We start from the raw sequence: 16,900 nt of genomic DNA, 5'->3' as shown, positions 1-16,900 counted from the left end.
AAAGGGATTTTTATCTCCCTTTTTTCTCGTTAAACAGTTTATCATTTCACAATTTCCCATAAAAACAACTAGACAAAGGAACGTAGAGTGCCTAGAACAAAGAAGGTTCAAGACGAACCGAAATTACTTTCCGATACCATCGACCTGGACAAATCTATCGACTATGAAAAACTTGGCGACCTCGCTGCCCCCATTCCGGGCGTAGACGCGGCAGAAAGTGCCCCCAAGCGCCGTGGACGCCCCGCCAAGAAGGCCAAGGGAGACGATGCCCCCAACGTGGCTGCCGAAGCCCCCGCACAGGAAGCTGCTCCGGTAAAAAAGGAACGTACGGAAAAGAACGATAATCCGGTCCAGGCAGAAACAAAGGCTCAGGCCGAACCGTCTAGTGAAAGCGCCCCGCAGAACAATGCGCCCGCAGCCCCGGCAGATGCCCCGCAGAACGGCGAAAACAAGCAGGCCCAGCAGCAGGGCGGCCAGAACAACCCGCAGAACAATGGCCAGAATAACGGTCAGAATAATGGCCAAAACAACGGACAGAACGGCGGGAAGTTCAACAATAACGGGAACTACAATAACAACGGCAAGTTCAACAACAATGGCAAGTTCAACAAGTTCAACAAGAACAAGAACCGCCACAACAGGAACCTCCCGCAAGACGACTTTATCGACGAGAGCATCCAGCTGCCCCCGCCGCCTCCCGAAGTAGTGGCGGCCGCAAAGGCAAAGTGGCGCGAACTCCGCGGGCTCCCGATGTTCGAACTGCAGCAGCGTGCCGAAGAACTCGGCATCGAAGACTGCAAGAAGATGCGCAAGCAGGCGCTCGTCTACAGCATCCTTTCTTCTACCGGTGGCGAGGAGACCCCCATCTACACGGAAGGCGTGCTCGAGATTATTCCGGAAGGCGGCCACGGATTCCTGCGTAACCCCGACCACAACTACCTCGCCGGCCCCGATGACATCTACATTAGCCGCAACATCATCCGCCGCTACGACCTCAAGATGGGCGACACCATCACGGGCCAGGTGCGCCAGCCGCGCGAAGGCGAGAAGTACTTTGCCCTGATGCGCATCGACACGGTGAACTTCGAACCTCCCGAGAAGACGAAGCGCCGCGTCGCATTCGAATACCTCACCCCCATCCACCCGATCGAAAAACTCAATCTGGAATGGAAGAAGGACGAGTACAGCACACGCATCATGAACCTCTTTACCCCCATCGGCAAGGGCCAGCGTAGCATTATCCTCGCTCCCCCACGCACCGGTAAGACGGTCCTCCTCCAGAATGTGACGCAGGCGCTCACCGTGAACCACCCCGAAGTGAAGCTCATGGTACTCCTGATCGACGAACGCCCCGAAGAAGTTACCGAAATGAGGAAGCTCATCGACCGCCTCAAGAACGATGCGGTGAACGCCGGCAAGAACATCCAGGCCGAAGTGCTCGCCTCCACGTTCGACGAACCTCCCGAGCGCCACATTAAGGTGGCCGACATGGTCCTCGAGAAGGCAAAGCGCCTCGTGGAACACGGCAACGACGTGGTGATCTTGCTTGACTCCATCACGCGTTTCGCCCGCGCGAACAACGTCGTAATTCCGCATTCCGGCAAGATTCTCTCCGGCGGTGTGGACGCGAACGCCATGCAGCGCCCCAAGCGCTTCTTCGGTGCTGCCCGCAAGATCGAGAACGGCGGCTCCCTCACCATCATCGGAACGGCCCTCATCGAGACCGGTAGCCGCATGGACGAAGTGATTTTCGAAGAATTCAAGGGTACGGGCAACATGGAACTCGTGCTCGACCGCCGCATCGCCGAAAAGCGCATCTGGCCGGCCATCGATATCTTCAAGTCCGGTACCCGCAAGGAAGAGTTGTTGCTTAGCGACGAGGAACTGCGCCGCGTCTGGGTGCTGCGCCGCTACCTGCAGGATATGACTACCGTCGAAATCATGGAATTCATGCGCGACAAGCTCAAGATGTTCGAGACGAACCGCGACTTCCTCACGTCCATGAATGGATGATAATTAATTGATAATTGATGATTGATAATGGATGATTTTATATAAGGATTAAGGTTATGAACCAGAAAATTTTCTTTGCGGGCACGGGCAACATGGGCGGCGCAATCCTGCGCGGGCTCCTGAATGCGAAAGTTGACCCCAAGTCCATCTTCTTCTTTGACCCGAGCGATGCTGCCGCGGCTGCGGTAAGCGCACTCGGCTGCGTCCGCGTGAAGAACTTCGCGGAAGGCGTCAAGAAGGCAGACATTACCTTCCTCTGCGTCAAGCCGCAGATTTTCAAGCTCGTCGCTCCGGAATGGAAGAACGCCGTCAAGGCCATCAAGGGCGTCAAGACTTTCGTGAGCATCATGGCGGGTGTCGCCCGCAAGGACCTCACCGAAGTTCTCGGCGCAAAGAACCAGGTGCTCCGCGTGATGCCGAACCTGCCGCTCACTGTCGGCAAGGGCACCGTCGCGCTCGCGACGGACGGCGTCAACGAGGCGACCCTCAAGGCTGCCGAAGAAATCTTCGGGAACATCGGGGTTACCTGCCGCGTCGCCGAAAGCCTCATGGACGCCGTCACCGGACTTTCCGGTAGTGCCCCCGCCTACGTGTTCGAGTTTATCGAGGGCCTTACCCGCGGTGGCGTAAAAGCCGGTTTAACCCGCGATGTGGCCCTCAAGCTCGCCCTCGGGACAATCGAAGGCAGCGTCGAGCTCGTGAAGCAGTCGGGCAAGAGCCCGAGCGATCTCTGCGCGATGGTCTGCTCGCCCGCCGGCACGACAATTGCAGGCGTGGACGCCCTCGAAGAGGGTGCCTTCCGCTCTAGCCTCATCAAGGCCGTAGTCGCCGGAACCGAACGCTCTAAGGAACTCGGGAAATAATTAGTTGTTAGTCATTGGTCATTAGTTATTAGTTGGCATAGCCGCGATTATAGAAGCCAATGACCATTGACCAATGACTAGTGACCTGATCCATTAACCATGTCCTCGATTGATCTTTTCTCGCAAGATACAGCAACGTCCTCGTTCATACAGGACGTTCTTTCTTCCGTAGACTACTCGGTAGAGACGCACAGCGAAACCTCCATTCCGGCGCGGCTCTCCCCTATCGTCATCTGGGACATGGATTCCTTCGGGGGCGAAAGTACCGCGGCGCTTACCCGCATACGCACGACTAGCCCCGATACCATGATTCTCGCCTACGCCGAAAACCCGGAAGAATACGGTGGCATTCCCGGCAACCTCTACGACATCTTCCTCTCGGTGGAATCACTCCGGCTTCACCTGATGAGCAAGATTGCCCGCCTCAAGGAAATCCAGAAGGCTCGGCAGATATTCAACGAGCGCATGAGCCACCTCGTGGGCAAGAGCGAATCGATGCAGGCCCTCCGCAAGACGGTCGAACGCGCCATCCTGAGTTCGGGCCCGGTGCTCATCCAGGGCGAATCCGGCGTCGGCAAGGACCTGGTGGCAAAGGCAATCGCCTGCATGTACGACAAGTTCGTGGTGGTGAACTGCAGCGCCATTCCCGAAACGCTATTCGAGAGCGAGCTCTTCGGGCATACGCGGGGCGCGTTTACCGGAGCGCAGAACGAACGCATCGGGCTCTTTGAAGACGCGAACGGCGGTGCCATATTCCTGGATGAAATCGGCGACATGCCCCTGCACGCCCAAGTGAAACTGCTGCGCGTTATCCAGAACAAGGAAATTCGCCCGATTGGCGCAAACAAGACCCGCCATATCGACGTGCGCATAATCGCGGCAACGAACCGCGACCTGCGCGAAGAAATATTCGAGAAACGTTTCCGCGAAGACCTGTTCTACCGCCTGAACGTGATTCCTGTGCATATCTCGCCTCTCCGCGAACGCAAGGAAGACGTAGAAGACATCGCGAAGTATTTCATAAAGCAGTACGCCCCCGCAGGTGAGCCCTACACGCTCTCGCCCGATGCTATCGAAAAACTGCGGAACCACGACTGGCCCGGAAACATACGCGAGCTCGAAAACGTCATCCAGCGCACGCTCTGCTTTACCAATCCGGGAATCATTACGGCAGACGACCTGCAAATCGAGGAAATGGCCTCGCACCCGCAATACCAAAGCCAGGGCATCGCCACTACGGGCATCAAGAGCTACGATGCGTTCCAGCAAATGCAGCAACAGCAAGAAATCGCCTTCCTGAAATCGAAGATTCACGAATGCGGCGGGTCGGTCAGCCTTGCGGCCGAAAAGCTCGGGATGTTGCGCACCACGCTCTACAACAGGCTTTCCCGCCTCGGCGTGAACGTCAAGGAACTGCGCTAGTCCGCGCGGGCCCAGTCCAGAAGGCCGCTCTGTTCGGCAGAACCTGCTGCGGCGACTTTCACTTCCCCACCATCGATTACCATGATGCGGTCGGCATACCGGAGCGCATATTCCACCGAATGCGTCGAGACCACAATTCCCATCCCGCGCGAGGCGGCAAGGGAACGCAACGTACGGAACAGCGCGTGGCTGCGGGGAATATCCAAAAACGCATTCGGCTCGTCGAGCAGGAGCACGTTCACGCTCTGCGCAATCGCCTCGGCAAGGTACACGCGGGTGCGCTCGCCATCGCTCAGTTCGCAGACCGCACGGCCCGCAAAGCGCTTCACGTCGAGCGATTCCAAGGATTGCTCGATAACCGCCTCGTCCTCGGCGGAACGCCCGTCGAGCACGCCCGCATACGGGGTTCGCCCGAGACTCACGAATTCCTGCACCGTCATGCGGTCGGGGGGAGCCATATTCATGCGCGTGAGCGAGACCTGCTTCGAGAGTTCCTGCAGGGTGTAGCCCTTCTCGCGGTCATGAACGTCGCGGCCCTGTATCGCGACACTGCCCGCGACCGGCCGGAGCATCCCCGCAAATGTCTTGAGGAGTGTGCTCTTTCCGCAACCGTTCTCGCCCATCAGGGCAACGACCTCGCCCGCATCGAGCGCGAAGTCGAAAGCACGCGAAAACGGCTGGCCCGCCGCATACCCGAACTGCAGGGATTTTGCCTCGAGAATCACGCTCATAGCGCACCTCCGCGGTTACTGCCTTTCAGGAGTACATACAAAATAACAGGAACGCCTACGATGCTCAATATCGCATTGAGCGGGATAGATACCGGGAACAGGCCCGCGAGCAGCGCGAGGAACGCACCGCACAGCGAAACACCCGGCAAAAGAATGCGGTGGTTCGTGGTGCGGAAAACCATGAAGGCCAGGTGCGGGACGGCGATACCGATAAACGCCACGGGGCCGCAGTAGGCGGTAGTTGCACCCGCGAGGATGCTCGACCCGAGCAGCACCATTATGCGGGAACGGTGCACGGCAACGCCCAGCCCGCGTGCAAAGTCGTCGCCCATGCGGACCACGTTCAGGTACCGCATCGAGACAAGCACGAGCGCAAACCCCACCGCACTCGCGGCAATGAACCCGGGAACGGCCGGGAGCGTAAGGCGCGTAAACCCGCCAAGCCCCCACGACACGTAGGCCTGCAGGCTTTCCGCATCGGCGCCTGCCACGAGCACGTTCACAAGCGCGTTCACGAAGTAGCCGACCATGAGCCCCGCCACAAGGAGCACCGACGCATTCTTGAACCTCGAGGCGAGGACCAATACCACCTGCGTCACGAGTATTGCCCCGAGCGATGCCGCCCCGAGCACGCCGAACGCGCCGAACCCGAAACCGGCAAGGAGGGCAAGCGCCACCCCAAGACTCGCCCCGCTGCTGATGCCGAGCACGTAGGGGCCGCACAGCGGGTTACGGAAAACGGTCTGCAGGCAGAGGCCCGAAACGGAGAGCGACGCACCCGCAAGTACGGCTGCGAGCGCCCGCGGGAACCGCAGTTCCCACAGGATTTTTGCATGGAAGGGTTCCGCCCTGTCGGGGCTAAACAGCGCAACGGCAAGGTCGGAAAGGGAAACGTCGACCGGACCGGACACCAAGGTCCAAACAAAAAGAACCAGAACGCCAATAAATAGCGTTCCGAAACAAATCAGGTTACGCCGCATGAGCGGTCCTTATTTCTTGGATTTGGCGCTAGCCTGGTCCTGCTTCTTGAGCTTTTCGGTTTCCTTCTGGTCGCGAATGTAGTTCTCGGGAGGAACGTTCTCGAAGCCCTGGAGAGCGTTGAGCCAGTTGTCGTTCAGGTCGCGGAACTCGAGCTTTTTCAGGTTGTGCTTGAGCGTATCGCCCGCAATCTTGAAGGTCACGTAGTCCCAGCGGATGACCTGACGGTCGCGGAAGACTTCGCGGGTCACCATGGAAGAATCGTTGTCGAAGCGGTAACGGGCCTTGTAGGCGTAGTCACCCGTCTTCTGGTAGCGGTCGGCGGACGCATAGGTGCGTGTGGCACCCGTAAGCGTATCGTTCATGTTGAACTGGAGTTCGGCATCGCGGAAGGCATGGCCGTGGGCAACGATAGGAGTACGCCACACGCCGTTGACCTGGTCCTTGACCTTCTTCTGGAAAAGCGTATCGACCTTCCAGTGGTCGAAGTTACTCTTGTCGTACTTGGCACGCTGGACATACTTGCCCGCCTGGATCATCTTGCGCACGCTGTCGGCCTTCGCCTTCGCAAGGCTATCGGTATTGGCCTTCGGGGCGCTGGACTGGTTAGCGGAGTTCAAGGAATCCAGCTTGTGCTGAATCATTTCGTCGAGGGTCGCCTGCGCCCCACGGGATGCGACGACAGAATCGACAGGTTGTTGAGCAAAAGACACCCCGGCAAAAGCAAGGGATACGAACGCTGCGAAAAAGCACTTATGTATAGACAAAATCATCGCTTTAAATTTAGTTAAAGGTTTGGAAAAATGACCACCAAAATCACAAAAAAACGGCATAAAAAAGCATACTACACAAAATAAGGCAACAATTTTATATTTGTGGCATGCTCGATTACACCCAAGTACCCAGCCCCTGCTTCGTCCTGGACGAAAAAAGACTCGTAAAAAACATGGAAATTCTGGACGATATCCAGAAAAAGACCGGAGTCCACATCATCTGCGCCCTCAAGGGGTACAGTTTCTGGCGGTCATTCCCCCTCATCGGGAAGTACCTTGCCGGAGCCACGGCCTCGAGCCTGAACGAGGCGCGCCTCGCCCGCGAGGAAATGAACAAGCAGGTGCACGTGTTCGCGCCGGTGTATTCCGACGACGAAATCGACGAGATTCTCTCGCTTGCCGACCACATCAGTTTCAACAGTTTTAGCCAGTGGGCGCGGTTCAAGGAAAAGACCCTCAAGGCGGGCGTCAGCGCGGGCATACGCGTAAACCCGGAATTTTCCACAGTCGAGACCGATATCTACAACCCGTGCGGCAAGCACTCGAGACTCGGGGTGACCGAAGCCGAATTCAAGCCCGAACTGCTGGACGGGATCGAGGGGCTGCACTTCCATGCCCTGTGCGAGCAGGACGCCGACGCGCTCGAAGGCGTGCTCGCCGCTTTCGAGAAGCACTTCGGCAAATACATCGACCGCATGAAGTGGGTGAACTTCGGCGGCGGCCACCACATTACCCGCAAGGATTACCACAGGGACGACCTCGTGCGCATCCTCAAGGGGTTCATGGAACGCCATCCTGGAGTCGAGGTTATCATGGAACCGGGGGAAGCGGTCGGCTGGCAGACCGGCGAACTGGTGACGACGGTCGAGGATATCGTGCACAACGAAGTCGATATCGCCATCCTGAACGTGTCCATCAGCGCGCACATGCCGGACTGCCTCGAAATGCCCTACAGGCCCGCCGTTACGGGCTCCGGGATGCCCGGCGAGAAGGCGTTTACATACAAGTTAACAGGATGTTCGTGCCTTGCGGGCGACCAGCTCGGGGATTTCTCCTTCGACAAGCCTCTCCAGGTGGGCGACAAGATTATCTTCGAGGACATGATTCACTACACCATGGTGAAGACTACATTCTTCAACGGGGTAAGGCACCCGAGCATCGGCAAGTTCGACATGGATGGCAAGTTCCACCTGCTGCACAAGTTCACGTACGAACAGTTTAAAGACAAGTTGTAGTTGGTCATTAGTCATTAGTCATTAGTCATTAGTCATTAGTCATTAGTTATTGGTTATTAGTGTTGCGGGTTACGAGATGTTTATTGCGGGTTGCGAGATGTTTGTTGCGGGAAGGATGTAATGATTTTTAACAGCGAAGAAGAGACGTACAACTGGGCTGTGGAATTCGGGAAGTCGCTCAAGCCGGGTGACATGGTCGCGCTGTACGGGAACCTCGGCGCGGGCAAGACGGTGATGAGCCGCGGGATATGCAAGGGCCTCGGGTTCGAAGGCTCGGTCTGCTCCCCCACCTACACCATTCTGCACGAATACCCGAACGACCCGCCACTCTTCCACTTCGACCTTTACCGCCTGGAACCGGGTGCGGAACTGTACGAGGTCGGATTCGACCACGACTACCTTTCCAGGGGAATCACGCTTATCGAATGGCCCGAAAGGCTCGAGGACCAGACCGCAGATGTCACGTATAAGATTAACATCGAGATTGTCTCGGAAAACGTCCGCGAAGTGACCGTCGAAAAATGGGAATCGTAGAAATCATAGTTATCGCCATCGTCGAGGCCATGGACTGCTTCGCCGTCGCCATTGCCACCGGGCTTTCCAAGTCGGGCATCCGCTATAGCCGTGCGATGCTCCAGGCCGTGAGTTTCGGCGTATTCCAGGGCGTCATGACTCTCCTCGGGTACTTTCTCGGGAGCTTCGCCGAACGCTGGTTCAGTTCCGTAGGCACGCCCATCGCCTGCACCATCCTCTGCATTCTGGGTGGCCGCATGATATGGGGCGCAATCCGCGGGGACAGCGGCGAAGAAGAAGGCGAAAAAATTGCCGCAAAGAACCTCACCATCGCAAACATATTGCTCCTTTCGGTGGCGACAAGCATCGACGCCTTTGCCGTAGGGATTTCCTTCGCGTTCATAAATGCGAACATGGCGCTTGCCACATCCGCAATCGCACTGGCAAGCTTTGCCATGGGCGTCATCGGGTACGAGATAGGCAGGCACGCCGCCAAGCGCTTCAAAACGAAAATCCCCGAGATTATCGCGGGGATTATTCTAATCGCCATCGGCGTGAAGATGCTGTTCTAGCTTACGCCTGCTCGTAGGTCCACTTCACGTGGTCCATCATAAAATCGTGCGCATCGAAGGCAAGGCCAAACTGGTCCTTAATCTTGCTCACGTCAAAGAGCATCGGGTCGTCGCCCCAGCCGAGGTCCTTCTCCACAATCTTCGACTTGCAGCCGGGCTTCAGGGAAATCATCATCTCTGCGATTTCCTTCCAGCTTATCCAGACCTCGCCCAGGCCGAGGAAGATTTCCTCGTTCTTGTCGCTCTCGAGGACCTTCATGTAGAGTTCTGCCTGCTGGCTCGCGTGGATGAACTGCGTGCCGTCGTTCTTGACAATCTCGATATCGCGGTCATCCTTTACGGCGCGGGCCATGTCGAAGAAGCGGCGATCGGGCTGGGAACAGCCGTCGGGGAAAGCGGGGTTACCGAAGGTGTAGCCCGGGCGGATGATGTTCCTCTGCATGGTGACATGCGGGAAGTTCTTGCCGTAGCCCTGGCGGAAACCGAGCACGTAGGCCTCGCCCGCCGCCTTGGTGGCACCGTACAGGTCCATCGGAAGGTTGCTCGTAACTTCGCGCATCACCGGGCGCATGCGGCCCATCGCGGCGGTGCTGCTCGTCTGGATGAACTTCTTGCAACCGGCCTTTGCCGCCATTTCCAAAAGCATTACAGTCGCGCGCGTGTCGTTCATGAGCATGGTGCTCGGGGTTTCGCCCCAGCCAAGCGCAATGTGGATGCAGGCGTCACAGCCCTTGAGGCCTTCGCCCATCTTGTCGAAATCGGTAAGCGAGGCCTCGACAAAGCTCACGTTGGGTTTTGCCGCAAGCGAAGGCACCTTGTTCGGGTGGCGGGTCGCGATAACGACATCGTGCCCCCGTTCAAGAAGCGCCTTTACAACGTAGTGACCGATAAAACCTGTTCCGCCGGTAACGAAAACACGCATAGAAAACCTCACTATTTAAACCCGTACGTTCAACCCGCACGAACTCCCCTAAAAATAGTATGATTTTATAGAAAGGAACTATACAATAAGTGAAAAAGTCACGTAGTTGTGCGGGCAGTTTCGCCCGACTTGCCCCTGCGGACTGACTTACACGGAGTGCGGTGGACGCTCGGGCGCTTATCGCCCGGATGTAACGGCATAACCTTCGCCGTTGCCGAAAGCGTGTGGTCCAACCTGTTCTCCTCCAGCGAGGAGCACTGTCCTGTCAAAAGTCTGCTGTCAATTGCCATAAATCGTACCTGTGAAAAGCGAAAATGGATAAGAGGGGCGTCTATTCAAGATAATTTATTTTTTTGATTTGTCAACTATTCTTTTTTTAAGGTATATTTGGTGCGTTAAAAATTCAAAAAAAGGAATTAGTATGAGAAATTCGCTCAAGCTTGATGGTCCGGTCAAGACTTACCTCGACGAAAACGAACTCCCGAAGGCATGGTACAACGTGCGTGCCGACATGAAGAAGAAGCCCGCGCCGCTCCTGAACCCCGGTACCGGCAAGCCGGTGACCTTCGAAGACCTGCAGCCCGTGTTCTGCGACGAGCTCATCAAGCAGGAACTCGACAACGATACCGCCTACTTCGAAATTCCCGAAGATATTCTCACTTTCTACAAGATGTACCGCCCCTCCCCGCTCGTCCGCGCCTACTTCCTGGAACAGGCGCTCGGCACTCCGGCGCACATCTACTACAAGTTCGAAGGCAACAACACCTCGGGCTCCCACAAGCTGAACTCCGCCATCGCGCAGGCATACTACGCCAAGAAGCAGGGCCTCAAGGGCGTGACCACCGAAACGGGTGCTGGCCAGTGGGGCACCGCCCTTTCGATGTCCACCGCCTTCTTCGGACTGGACTGCCAGGTCTACATGGTGAAGGTCTCCTACGAGCAGAAACCGTTCCGCCGCGAAGTCATGCGCACCTACGGTGCTAGCGTTACCCCGTCGCCTTCCATGACCACCGAAATCGGCAAGAAGATTAACGCAGAATTCCCGGGCACCACGGGTAGCCTCGGCTGCGCTATTTCCGAAGCCGTGGAAGCCGCCGTGAAGCAGCCGGGTTACCGCTACGTTCTCGGTTCCGTGCTGAACCAGGTGTTGCTGCACCAGTCCGTCATCGGTCTCGAAACGAAGGCCGCCCTCGACAAGCTCGGCGTGAAGGCCGACCTCATCATCGGTTGCGCCGGCGGTGGTTCCAACCTCGGTGGCCTTATCAGCCCGTTCGTCGGCGAAAAGCTCCGTGGCGAAGCCGACTACGACATTCTTGCCATCGAACCGGCAAGCTGCCCGAGCTTTACCCGCGGCAAGTACGCCTACGACTTCTGCGATACCGGCAAGGTCTGCCCGCTCGCCAAGATGTACACGCTGGGTTCCAGCTTTATCCCGTCTGCGAACCACGCCGGCGGCCTGCGCTACCACGGCATGAGCACTATCCTCTCTGAACTCTACGACCAGAAGCTCATCCGCGCTGCGTCCGTGGAACAGACCAAGGTGTTCGAAGCCGCCAAGCTCTTCGCCCAGACCGAAGGCATCCTCCCGGCTCCGGAATCCAGCCACGCCATCCGCGCGACCATCGACGAAGCCCTCAAGTGCAAGGAATCCGGAGAGGCGAAGAACATCGTGTTCGGCCTCACCGGCACGGGTTACTTCGACATGGTGGCCTACCAGAAGTTCAACGACGGCGAAATGAGCGACTACATCCCGACGGATGAAGACATCGCGAAGAGCCTCGCCCAGCTTCCGAAGGTAGAAGGCTAGTACCCATTTGTCATCCCCGCGAAGGCGGGGATCTCCTAGAACTTAAAAGGCCCCGGATTCGAATCCGGGGTCTTTTTTTGCAATTGAACAGACTAAATCACCCACTTGCATCGTTTAATCCGTAATTTTACACACAAATTAACCTAAAAATGACATAAATTTACGTTTAAAAGCGTCTAATAGCCTCTTTTTTAACATTTTTCACTCAAAACAAGCCAAAAATACCACATACAAAGTAATATTTTACAGACTAAATTCGCACACCCACGCATTTAGTCCGTTCAAAACACATTTTTTAGTGATTTTCAAATGAAAAAGCCCGCCGATGGCGGGACATTTTCTAGATCCTGCTCCTTCGAACCTAACTCAACTAAGGCAACAAGTTGCCAAGTTTCGTATATCGACTTCGGCGCATTGCGCCTTCTACCCAAAGGGCATAACTCAACTAGAGAACTAAAGTTCTAAGTTTCGTTTAGCTCAGGATGACACTTCGTCGCATTACAAGCAGTGCGCTCTCAGGTCGTCGTCGCTCAGGGTGCTGAGGTATGCAGGCGGCACGTCGAGAACGGTCTTGCAACCGGTCACTCCGTTAGCCTTCATACGCAGAGCCGCGCGGGCGTAAGCCACGAGGACGCTCGTCGTGAATTCCGGGTTGGAATCGAGTTTGAGGCTGTATTCAATCACGTGGGTGTGTTCCTTGTTCATGCCGGTCTTGCCGGTACGAATCACGAAACCACCATGAGCAAGGCCGCTGTGGTTCTTGTTGAATTCTTCTTCGCTGATGAAGTTGACCGTGGTGTCGTATTCATCGAAGTAGTTCGGCATCGTCTTGATGGCGTTCTCGATGTAGGCCTTGTCGGCACCTTCTTCGGCAACCACGTAAACGAGACGCGTGTGCTTCTGGCGCGTGGTGAGTTCCGGCATGGAACCGCTACGCACGGCTTCGAGAGCCGCTTCCACCGGGCAGGTGTACTGCTTTGCGTTCTTCACGCCCTTGATGCGGCGGACAGCGTCGCTGTGGCCCTGGCTAACACCCTTGCCCCAGAACGTGTAGTCCTTGCCTTCCGGGAGAATAGACTGGGCGTACACGCGGTTCAGGCTGAACATGCCCGGGTCCCAACCCACAGAAATCATCGCGATGTTGCCGGCAGACTTGGCGGCAGCGTCAACAGCGGCGAAATGCTGCGGGATCTTGGCGTGCGTGTCGAAGGAATCGATTACGTTGAACATGGCGGCGTACTTCGGGGTGAGCACCGGCAGATCCGTAGCGGAGCCGCCACAGATGATGAGCAGGTCCACCTTGCCTTTCCAGGCTTCCATTTCAGAGACGTTCAGCACCGGAACGCCCGCCGTCTGGATCTTGACCGTAGAGGGGTCACGACGCGTGAAAACGGCGACGAGTTCCATATCCGGAGCCTGCTTCACGGCGCATTCCACACCGCGACCCAGGTTTCCGTAACCGAGAATAGCAATCTTTGCCATAACAATATCCTTGTTAAAAATTTTTGCGTAGAAAATATAGGAAAGTCGGAAGTTGGAAGTCGGAAGAAGGAAGTGAATTTCATGTAAAAATTATAGGGAGTAAAGGGGGACACCTCCCCCTGGCTGCAACCTCGCCCTTCTGTCACCCTGGAGCGCAGCGATAGGGTCCAGGGCGAGTCTTTCGCCCCCCTCTCGAGCGGGTGCGGCAACCCCCGGAATGCAGACTCGGAGGAATTTGTTCAAAATTTTTACTATTTTTGGGGATAGAAGGAACGAAGAGTATGTCTATCATTAGAAAAGCGCCATTTGGTCATGTGGTAACCGCATTTCTGCAGTCATCCTCGTGCAGGCGAGGATCTGTGCGTCTTGTGTTTGCTCTTGCATTGACGCTTGCGCTTGCCGCCTGTGATGACGACGAGAGCAGTTTCGTGCGGCCCGGGGAAGATTCCTCGTCGAGCGTCTGCGAGGACTGCGACGATGCCAGCAGCAGTTCTGTAAAGTCGAACTCTTCGTCCAGCGCGAAGTCATCTTCGAGTGTCAATGCGAAGTCGTCTTCTTCCAGCGTTGCACCGAAGTCAAGCAGCTCGGTGCGTTCGTCATCCAGCGTCGCTTCGAGCAGTTCCGTGCGTTCGTCATCCTCGGCTCCGGTCGAGGATCTGTCGAGTAGCAGTTCGGTGAAGTCTTCATCGAGCGCGAAATCGAGTTCCTCGTCGGTGTCGAGCAGCAGTGAGTATGTGCCGTTTGACCACTCGAAGACCCTTGGCTGGCAAAAACTGGATGGTGGTTATAAAACATTTACGGATTCTCGCAATGGTCGCAGCTATTACTACATAACGATAATGGGAAGAGATACTGCGGACAATGTGGCTTCTGTGACCGTGATGGCGGAAAACCTGAATGTCGGTGCCGATGTGTCTGGCGACCAGGACCAGAATGACGACACCAAGATAGAGCGCTATTGCTATAACAACGATACCACCAAGTGCGACGAGTTCGGCGGCCTATACCAGTGGGCCGAAATGATGCAACTGCCCAGCGAATGCAACACCAAGAGCTGCGCTGACCAGATCAAGCCGAACCACCAGGGAATCTGCCCTGACGGATGGCGCTTGCTGACGTATAATGATTTTTACATCATTTTGCATAGTGATGGAAATACTCATGGAATAGAAGGACTCCGTTCAACCTTTGGCTTTGGAGGGTATAACACGACAGGCTATAGCCTTGTTGGTGCTGGAGATAGATACTCTCGTAGTGAGGGTGGGTTTAATCTTTTGAATGATGCTTGCTTTTGGTATTATCCAATCGAGGTCGAAAAAAATAATGCTAGCTATCCTGGAGCCGCATCAACAAGTAGTACAGCCACAACGATAGATGCAAATACCTTTAATTATACAAAATTAGATGGTTTCTCTGTTCGCTGTGTGATGGTTGAATAACCGTTAATCCAAACAAACAATTTTAACAAAATAAACAGGGCTGTCTTGAACAGCCCATTGGGGTTCGTATGTCCAAAAGCGTGCTAAACGAGTGTCGCATAATCAAACTTGTTTGATTATATGACCGAGTGACGCCGCGGACGCCATCGGCGTCAAAAAGGTCAACAAGAAGAAAAACACTCGTAACAACTACAAGATGGACGCCTAAAGGCGTCTACGGCTGCGTTCGGTCATGCCAAAACGCAAGCGTTTTGTCGCGACACTCACTTGCACGCTACTGAATCGCTTGAACCGCGCCTGATGATGGATGCGGATGTCAATCTGGAGGAATTCGGCAACCAGATAGAAAGCATTTCTACGGTTGTCGACAACAGCATCAGTTCGATTTCCAATTTGGATTTATCGAGCCTCGGCCTCGATTCTAAACTGGACTCCGCTTCGGAGCTGATTTCGAACGCCGGTGATACTATTAAAACGAAGATTGAGGGTATCTATAGTAGCTACCTTGAATCTTTTGTATCGGTTGTTGAATCAGTAAAGATAGAAGACTTGGTATCGGCCCTTAATAATAATATAGGTGATCTTCCTTCTGGGGTGTCCGAATTGTCTTTTGTCCAGGAAGGGCACCCGTTTCCTTGACCACCCCGTGACCAAACACACTGAAAACGCCCGATTTTGTCATAATCTGACATAGCAATTAAAGTATATTTGTTCGCAGACATTTGTCTATGGAGTTCTCATGTCATATACGCCGAACTCTCCAAAGCCATCTCCGAAATCAAAAACGGAGCAAAAGCCGCAGATGCCGAAAAATTCATCAAAGGATGGATGAATTCCTAGCAAAAATCCATCATAGGGAAGGCTTCCCCTTTACTTACTAAAATCAAAGAAGGCTGCGGGATCCGTTCCGAAGATTTCGCCGAGCTTTACCGCCATCTTTCGGGATACCGCCCTGCGTCCGTTTTCCATGGCGCAGAGGTTCTGGACCTGAATTCCAAGTTTCTCGGCGAGAGTGACCTGCGACCAGTTGCGCAAATCGCGGTTCGCGACAATCATTTCGCCGGGGGTGGAATCCAGGTTCTTGAACCAGTCAGACTCCTCGAAGGGAATCGAATCCTCGTTTTTGCAGACCGCCACGTTTTCAGGTTTGTAGGTGTCCTTCAAAAACCTGACAAGCGGAGCAGGGATGTGCTTCGCGCGGATTTCAATACGGGGCTTTTTCACGACTGCCAACATAGTATACCTCAATATTTATCGACCCATTTTCGCATGTCCAGCAAGCAACCCAATTCAAGGCGATGTGACAATGATACCTGTTATCGCCTAGTTTTGAGTAATGCCAGAAAAGTGGTTGTATAGGTCCCGAAGCCTTTAGTGATTGCAGTAGAGCCTTCAGCTTGTTCTGCACCGCTCTAGGCATCGTTTTTGCCGAACGTTCCGCCTTTTTGGTTATGGTTACATTGTACATAGTTGAATATAATCAATTTTTGATTATCCGTCAATAGAGTTGAACATTAACAAACAAAAAAAGCCGGCTTTTGATATATGAAAATCCCAATTTTCATTGGGGATATAATCAAAAAGCCGACTTTATTGTCGAACGTGGCTTGTAAGCGGAAATCCGCTACCGGTGCCTGTCAGGTGATAATATACAAAAATAGCAGAAAGAAAACAGAAATACGAGATTTAGACGCAATCCTTCTAGATTCCCGTGCTGCCGAAGCCGCCGCGGTCGGTGCCGTCAAGCGGGCCTTCCTCGAAGGTGAGCGTCGGTTGCTGCTCCATGATGCGGAACTGAGCGATGCGGCTCCCCTTCTCGATGGTCACGTCACGGGTGGCGTACACCGGCATTTTCCACCAGTCGTTCGCACCGCAGTAGCTGGAATCCACCACGCCCACGGAATTCGCCTGCAGAATGCCGAAGTTCTTGAACGTGGAACTGCGCGGGGCGATATGCGCCTCGTAGCCCTCGGGCAACTTCATCGCGACCCCCAGGTGAATCAAGCGGAACTCCCCCGCCTTGAGCGTCACGGTCTCCGCCGCCGCAAGGTCAATCCAGTCGGACTTGCCGCCCACATACGTGAGGCGCGTGATAGAATCGTCGAGATATTGAATTTTAATCGTCTGTGAGGCCATGATTCAAATATACA

At 55.0% G+C, this 16,900-nt stretch carries 17 protein-coding genes; 9 read left to right on the top strand and 8 right to left on the bottom strand.

From position 1 onward, the window contains the following. Window positions 1–87: 87 nt before the first annotated feature. The 3 genes from rho to BUB22_RS02905 all read left to right on the top strand — a co-directional run bounded on the left by rho (window position 88) and on the right by BUB22_RS02905 (window position 4,298). Window positions 88–2,013, top strand: coding sequence for a transcription termination factor Rho (rho, locus tag BUB22_RS02915; RefSeq protein WP_371586786.1), 1,926 nt, complete (start codon window positions 88–90; stop codon window positions 2,011–2,013). 56 nt (window positions 2,014–2,069) lie between these two features. Continuing rightward, complete coding sequence (proC, locus tag BUB22_RS02910; protein ID WP_073113854.1) at window positions 2,070–2,876, top strand: pyrroline-5-carboxylate reductase; 807 nt, start codon at window positions 2,070–2,072, stop codon at window positions 2,874–2,876. A gap of 99 nt (window positions 2,877–2,975) precedes the next feature. Beyond that, window positions 2,976–4,298 carry a sigma-54 interaction domain-containing protein gene (locus BUB22_RS02905; RefSeq protein ID WP_073113853.1) on the top strand — a complete coding sequence of 441 codons (1,323 nt, stop codon included), beginning with the start codon at window positions 2,976–2,978 and terminating at the stop codon, window positions 4,296–4,298. Here BUB22_RS02905 and BUB22_RS02900 read toward each other — a convergent pair. From BUB22_RS02900 to BUB22_RS02890, 3 genes are read right to left on the bottom strand one after another with little or no spacing between them, the layout of a single operon-like run. Continuing rightward, window positions 4,295–5,029: an ABC transporter ATP-binding protein gene (locus tag BUB22_RS02900; RefSeq protein ID WP_073113852.1), complete on the bottom strand. Its 735-nt coding sequence runs from the start codon at window positions 5,027–5,029 to the stop codon at window positions 4,295–4,297. The two genes, BUB22_RS02905 and BUB22_RS02900, sit on opposite strands and share 4 nt — an antisense overlap. Beyond that, window positions 5,026–6,009: a FecCD family ABC transporter permease gene (locus tag BUB22_RS02895; protein WP_073113851.1), complete on the bottom strand. Its 984-nt coding sequence runs from the start codon at window positions 6,007–6,009 to the stop codon at window positions 5,026–5,028. The genes BUB22_RS02900 and BUB22_RS02895 overlap by 4 nt, the downstream gene beginning before the upstream one ends. A gap of 9 nt (window positions 6,010–6,018) precedes the next feature. Then, window positions 6,019–6,780, bottom strand: coding sequence for a hypothetical protein (locus BUB22_RS02890; RefSeq protein ID WP_143151968.1), 762 nt, complete (start codon window positions 6,778–6,780; stop codon window positions 6,019–6,021). 107 nt (window positions 6,781–6,887) lie between these two features. Here BUB22_RS02890 and nspC point away from each other — a divergent pair, with 107 nt between their 5' ends. From nspC to BUB22_RS02875, 3 genes are all read left to right on the top strand, one after another. Continuing rightward, on the top strand, window positions 6,888–8,015 hold the full coding sequence (gene nspC / locus BUB22_RS02885) for a carboxynorspermidine decarboxylase (RefSeq protein WP_073113850.1): 1,128 nt from the start codon (window positions 6,888–6,890) through the stop codon (window positions 8,013–8,015). 120 nt (window positions 8,016–8,135) lie between these two features. Next, a complete protein-coding gene (tsaE, locus tag BUB22_RS02880) occupies window positions 8,136–8,549 on the top strand; it encodes a tRNA (adenosine(37)-N6)-threonylcarbamoyltransferase complex ATPase subunit type 1 TsaE (protein WP_073113849.1) in 414 nt (137 codons plus the stop codon). Further along, entirely contained in the window at window positions 8,537–9,100 is a 564-nt protein-coding gene (locus BUB22_RS02875; RefSeq protein WP_073113848.1) for a manganese efflux pump MntP, read from the top strand. The genes tsaE and BUB22_RS02875 overlap by 13 nt, the downstream gene beginning before the upstream one ends. Window position 9,101: 1 nt before the next feature. On the opposite strand, the gene BUB22_RS02870 is transcribed toward BUB22_RS02875, so the two are convergent. Beyond that, window positions 9,102–10,022, bottom strand: coding sequence for an NAD-dependent epimerase/dehydratase family protein (locus BUB22_RS02870; protein WP_073113847.1), 921 nt, complete (start codon window positions 10,020–10,022; stop codon window positions 9,102–9,104). Window positions 10,023–10,120: 98 nt separating this feature from the next. After that, window positions 10,121–10,312: a hypothetical protein gene (locus BUB22_RS02865; protein ID WP_072812072.1), complete on the bottom strand. Its 192-nt coding sequence runs from the start codon at window positions 10,310–10,312 to the stop codon at window positions 10,121–10,123. A gap of 131 nt (window positions 10,313–10,443) precedes the next feature. Between BUB22_RS02865 and BUB22_RS02860 the strand changes: the two genes are divergently transcribed. Continuing rightward, entirely contained in the window at window positions 10,444–11,829 is a 1,386-nt protein-coding gene (locus tag BUB22_RS02860) for a TrpB-like pyridoxal phosphate-dependent enzyme (RefSeq protein WP_073113846.1), read from the top strand. A 498-nt stretch (window positions 11,830–12,327) separates the two neighbouring features. On the opposite strand, the gene BUB22_RS02855 is transcribed toward BUB22_RS02860, so the two are convergent. Then, the gene (locus tag BUB22_RS02855) at window positions 12,328–13,311 is read right to left on the bottom strand and encodes a diaminopimelate dehydrogenase (RefSeq protein ID WP_073113845.1); all 984 of its coding nucleotides are present in this window, start codon (window positions 13,309–13,311) and stop codon (window positions 12,328–12,330) included. A gap of 359 nt (window positions 13,312–13,670) precedes the next feature. Between BUB22_RS02855 and BUB22_RS16020 the strand changes: the two genes are divergently transcribed. Next, window positions 13,671–14,750, top strand: a complete 1,080-nt coding sequence (locus BUB22_RS16020; RefSeq protein WP_175547220.1) for an FISUMP domain-containing protein — start codon at window positions 13,671–13,673, stop codon at window positions 14,748–14,750. Window positions 14,751–15,017: 267 nt separating this feature from the next. Then, window positions 15,018–15,389: an LEPR-XLL domain-containing protein gene (locus tag BUB22_RS02840; protein ID WP_073113842.1), complete on the top strand. Its 372-nt coding sequence runs from the start codon at window positions 15,018–15,020 to the stop codon at window positions 15,387–15,389. 231 nt (window positions 15,390–15,620) lie between these two features. Here the strand turns inward: BUB22_RS02840 and BUB22_RS02835 are convergent, their stop codons facing one another. After that, the gene (locus BUB22_RS02835; protein WP_072812061.1) at window positions 15,621–15,986 is read right to left on the bottom strand and encodes a helix-turn-helix domain-containing protein; all 366 of its coding nucleotides are present in this window, start codon (window positions 15,984–15,986) and stop codon (window positions 15,621–15,623) included. A gap of 465 nt (window positions 15,987–16,451) precedes the next feature. Further along, a complete protein-coding gene (locus tag BUB22_RS02825; protein WP_073113841.1) occupies window positions 16,452–16,886 on the bottom strand; it encodes a dUTP diphosphatase in 435 nt (144 codons plus the stop codon). Between the last annotated feature and the right edge of the window lie 14 nt (window positions 16,887–16,900).

The sequence above is a fragment of the Fibrobacter sp. UWCM genome (assembly GCF_900129735.1).
Lineage (GTDB): Bacteria > Fibrobacterota > Fibrobacteria > Fibrobacterales > Fibrobacteraceae > Fibrobacter.
The sequence above is the reverse complement of the archived record's forward strand: the minus strand, read 5'-3'. Positions and strand labels throughout refer to the sequence as shown.

What these genes read in the sequence shown, in the direction of transcription:
- BUB22_RS02890 (WP_143151968.1), bottom strand. Translation starts at nt 6,780, where the DNA reads ATGATTTTGTCTATACATAAGTGCTTTTTCGCAGCGTTCGTATCCCTT.
- BUB22_RS02875 (WP_073113848.1), top strand. Translation starts at nt 8,537, where the DNA reads ATGGGAATCGTAGAAATCATAGTTATCGCCATCGTCGAGGCCATGGAC.
- BUB22_RS02865 (WP_072812072.1), bottom strand. Translation starts at nt 10,312, where the DNA reads ATGGCAATTGACAGCAGACTTTTGACAGGACAGTGCTCCTCGCTGGAG.
- BUB22_RS02895 (WP_073113851.1), bottom strand. Translation starts at nt 6,009, where the DNA reads ATGCGGCGTAACCTGATTTGTTTCGGAACGCTATTTATTGGCGTTCTG.
- BUB22_RS02870 (WP_073113847.1), bottom strand. Translation starts at nt 10,022, where the DNA reads ATGCGTGTTTTCGTTACCGGCGGAACAGGTTTTATCGGTCACTACGTT.
- nspC (WP_073113850.1), top strand. Translation starts at nt 6,888, where the DNA reads ATGCTCGATTACACCCAAGTACCCAGCCCCTGCTTCGTCCTGGACGAA.
- tsaE (WP_073113849.1), top strand. Translation starts at nt 8,136, where the DNA reads ATGATTTTTAACAGCGAAGAAGAGACGTACAACTGGGCTGTGGAATTC.
- BUB22_RS02835 (WP_072812061.1), bottom strand. Translation starts at nt 15,986, where the DNA reads ATGTTGGCAGTCGTGAAAAAGCCCCGTATTGAAATCCGCGCGAAGCAC.
- BUB22_RS02860 (WP_073113846.1), top strand. Translation starts at nt 10,444, where the DNA reads ATGAGAAATTCGCTCAAGCTTGATGGTCCGGTCAAGACTTACCTCGAC.
- BUB22_RS02825 (WP_073113841.1), bottom strand. Translation starts at nt 16,886, where the DNA reads ATGGCCTCACAGACGATTAAAATTCAATATCTCGACGATTCTATCACG.
- BUB22_RS02905 (WP_073113853.1), top strand. Translation starts at nt 2,976, where the DNA reads ATGTCCTCGATTGATCTTTTCTCGCAAGATACAGCAACGTCCTCGTTC.
- BUB22_RS02855 (WP_073113845.1), bottom strand. Translation starts at nt 13,311, where the DNA reads ATGGCAAAGATTGCTATTCTCGGTTACGGAAACCTGGGTCGCGGTGTG.
- proC (WP_073113854.1), top strand. Translation starts at nt 2,070, where the DNA reads ATGAACCAGAAAATTTTCTTTGCGGGCACGGGCAACATGGGCGGCGCA.
- BUB22_RS02900 (WP_073113852.1), bottom strand. Translation starts at nt 5,029, where the DNA reads ATGAGCGTGATTCTCGAGGCAAAATCCCTGCAGTTCGGGTATGCGGCG.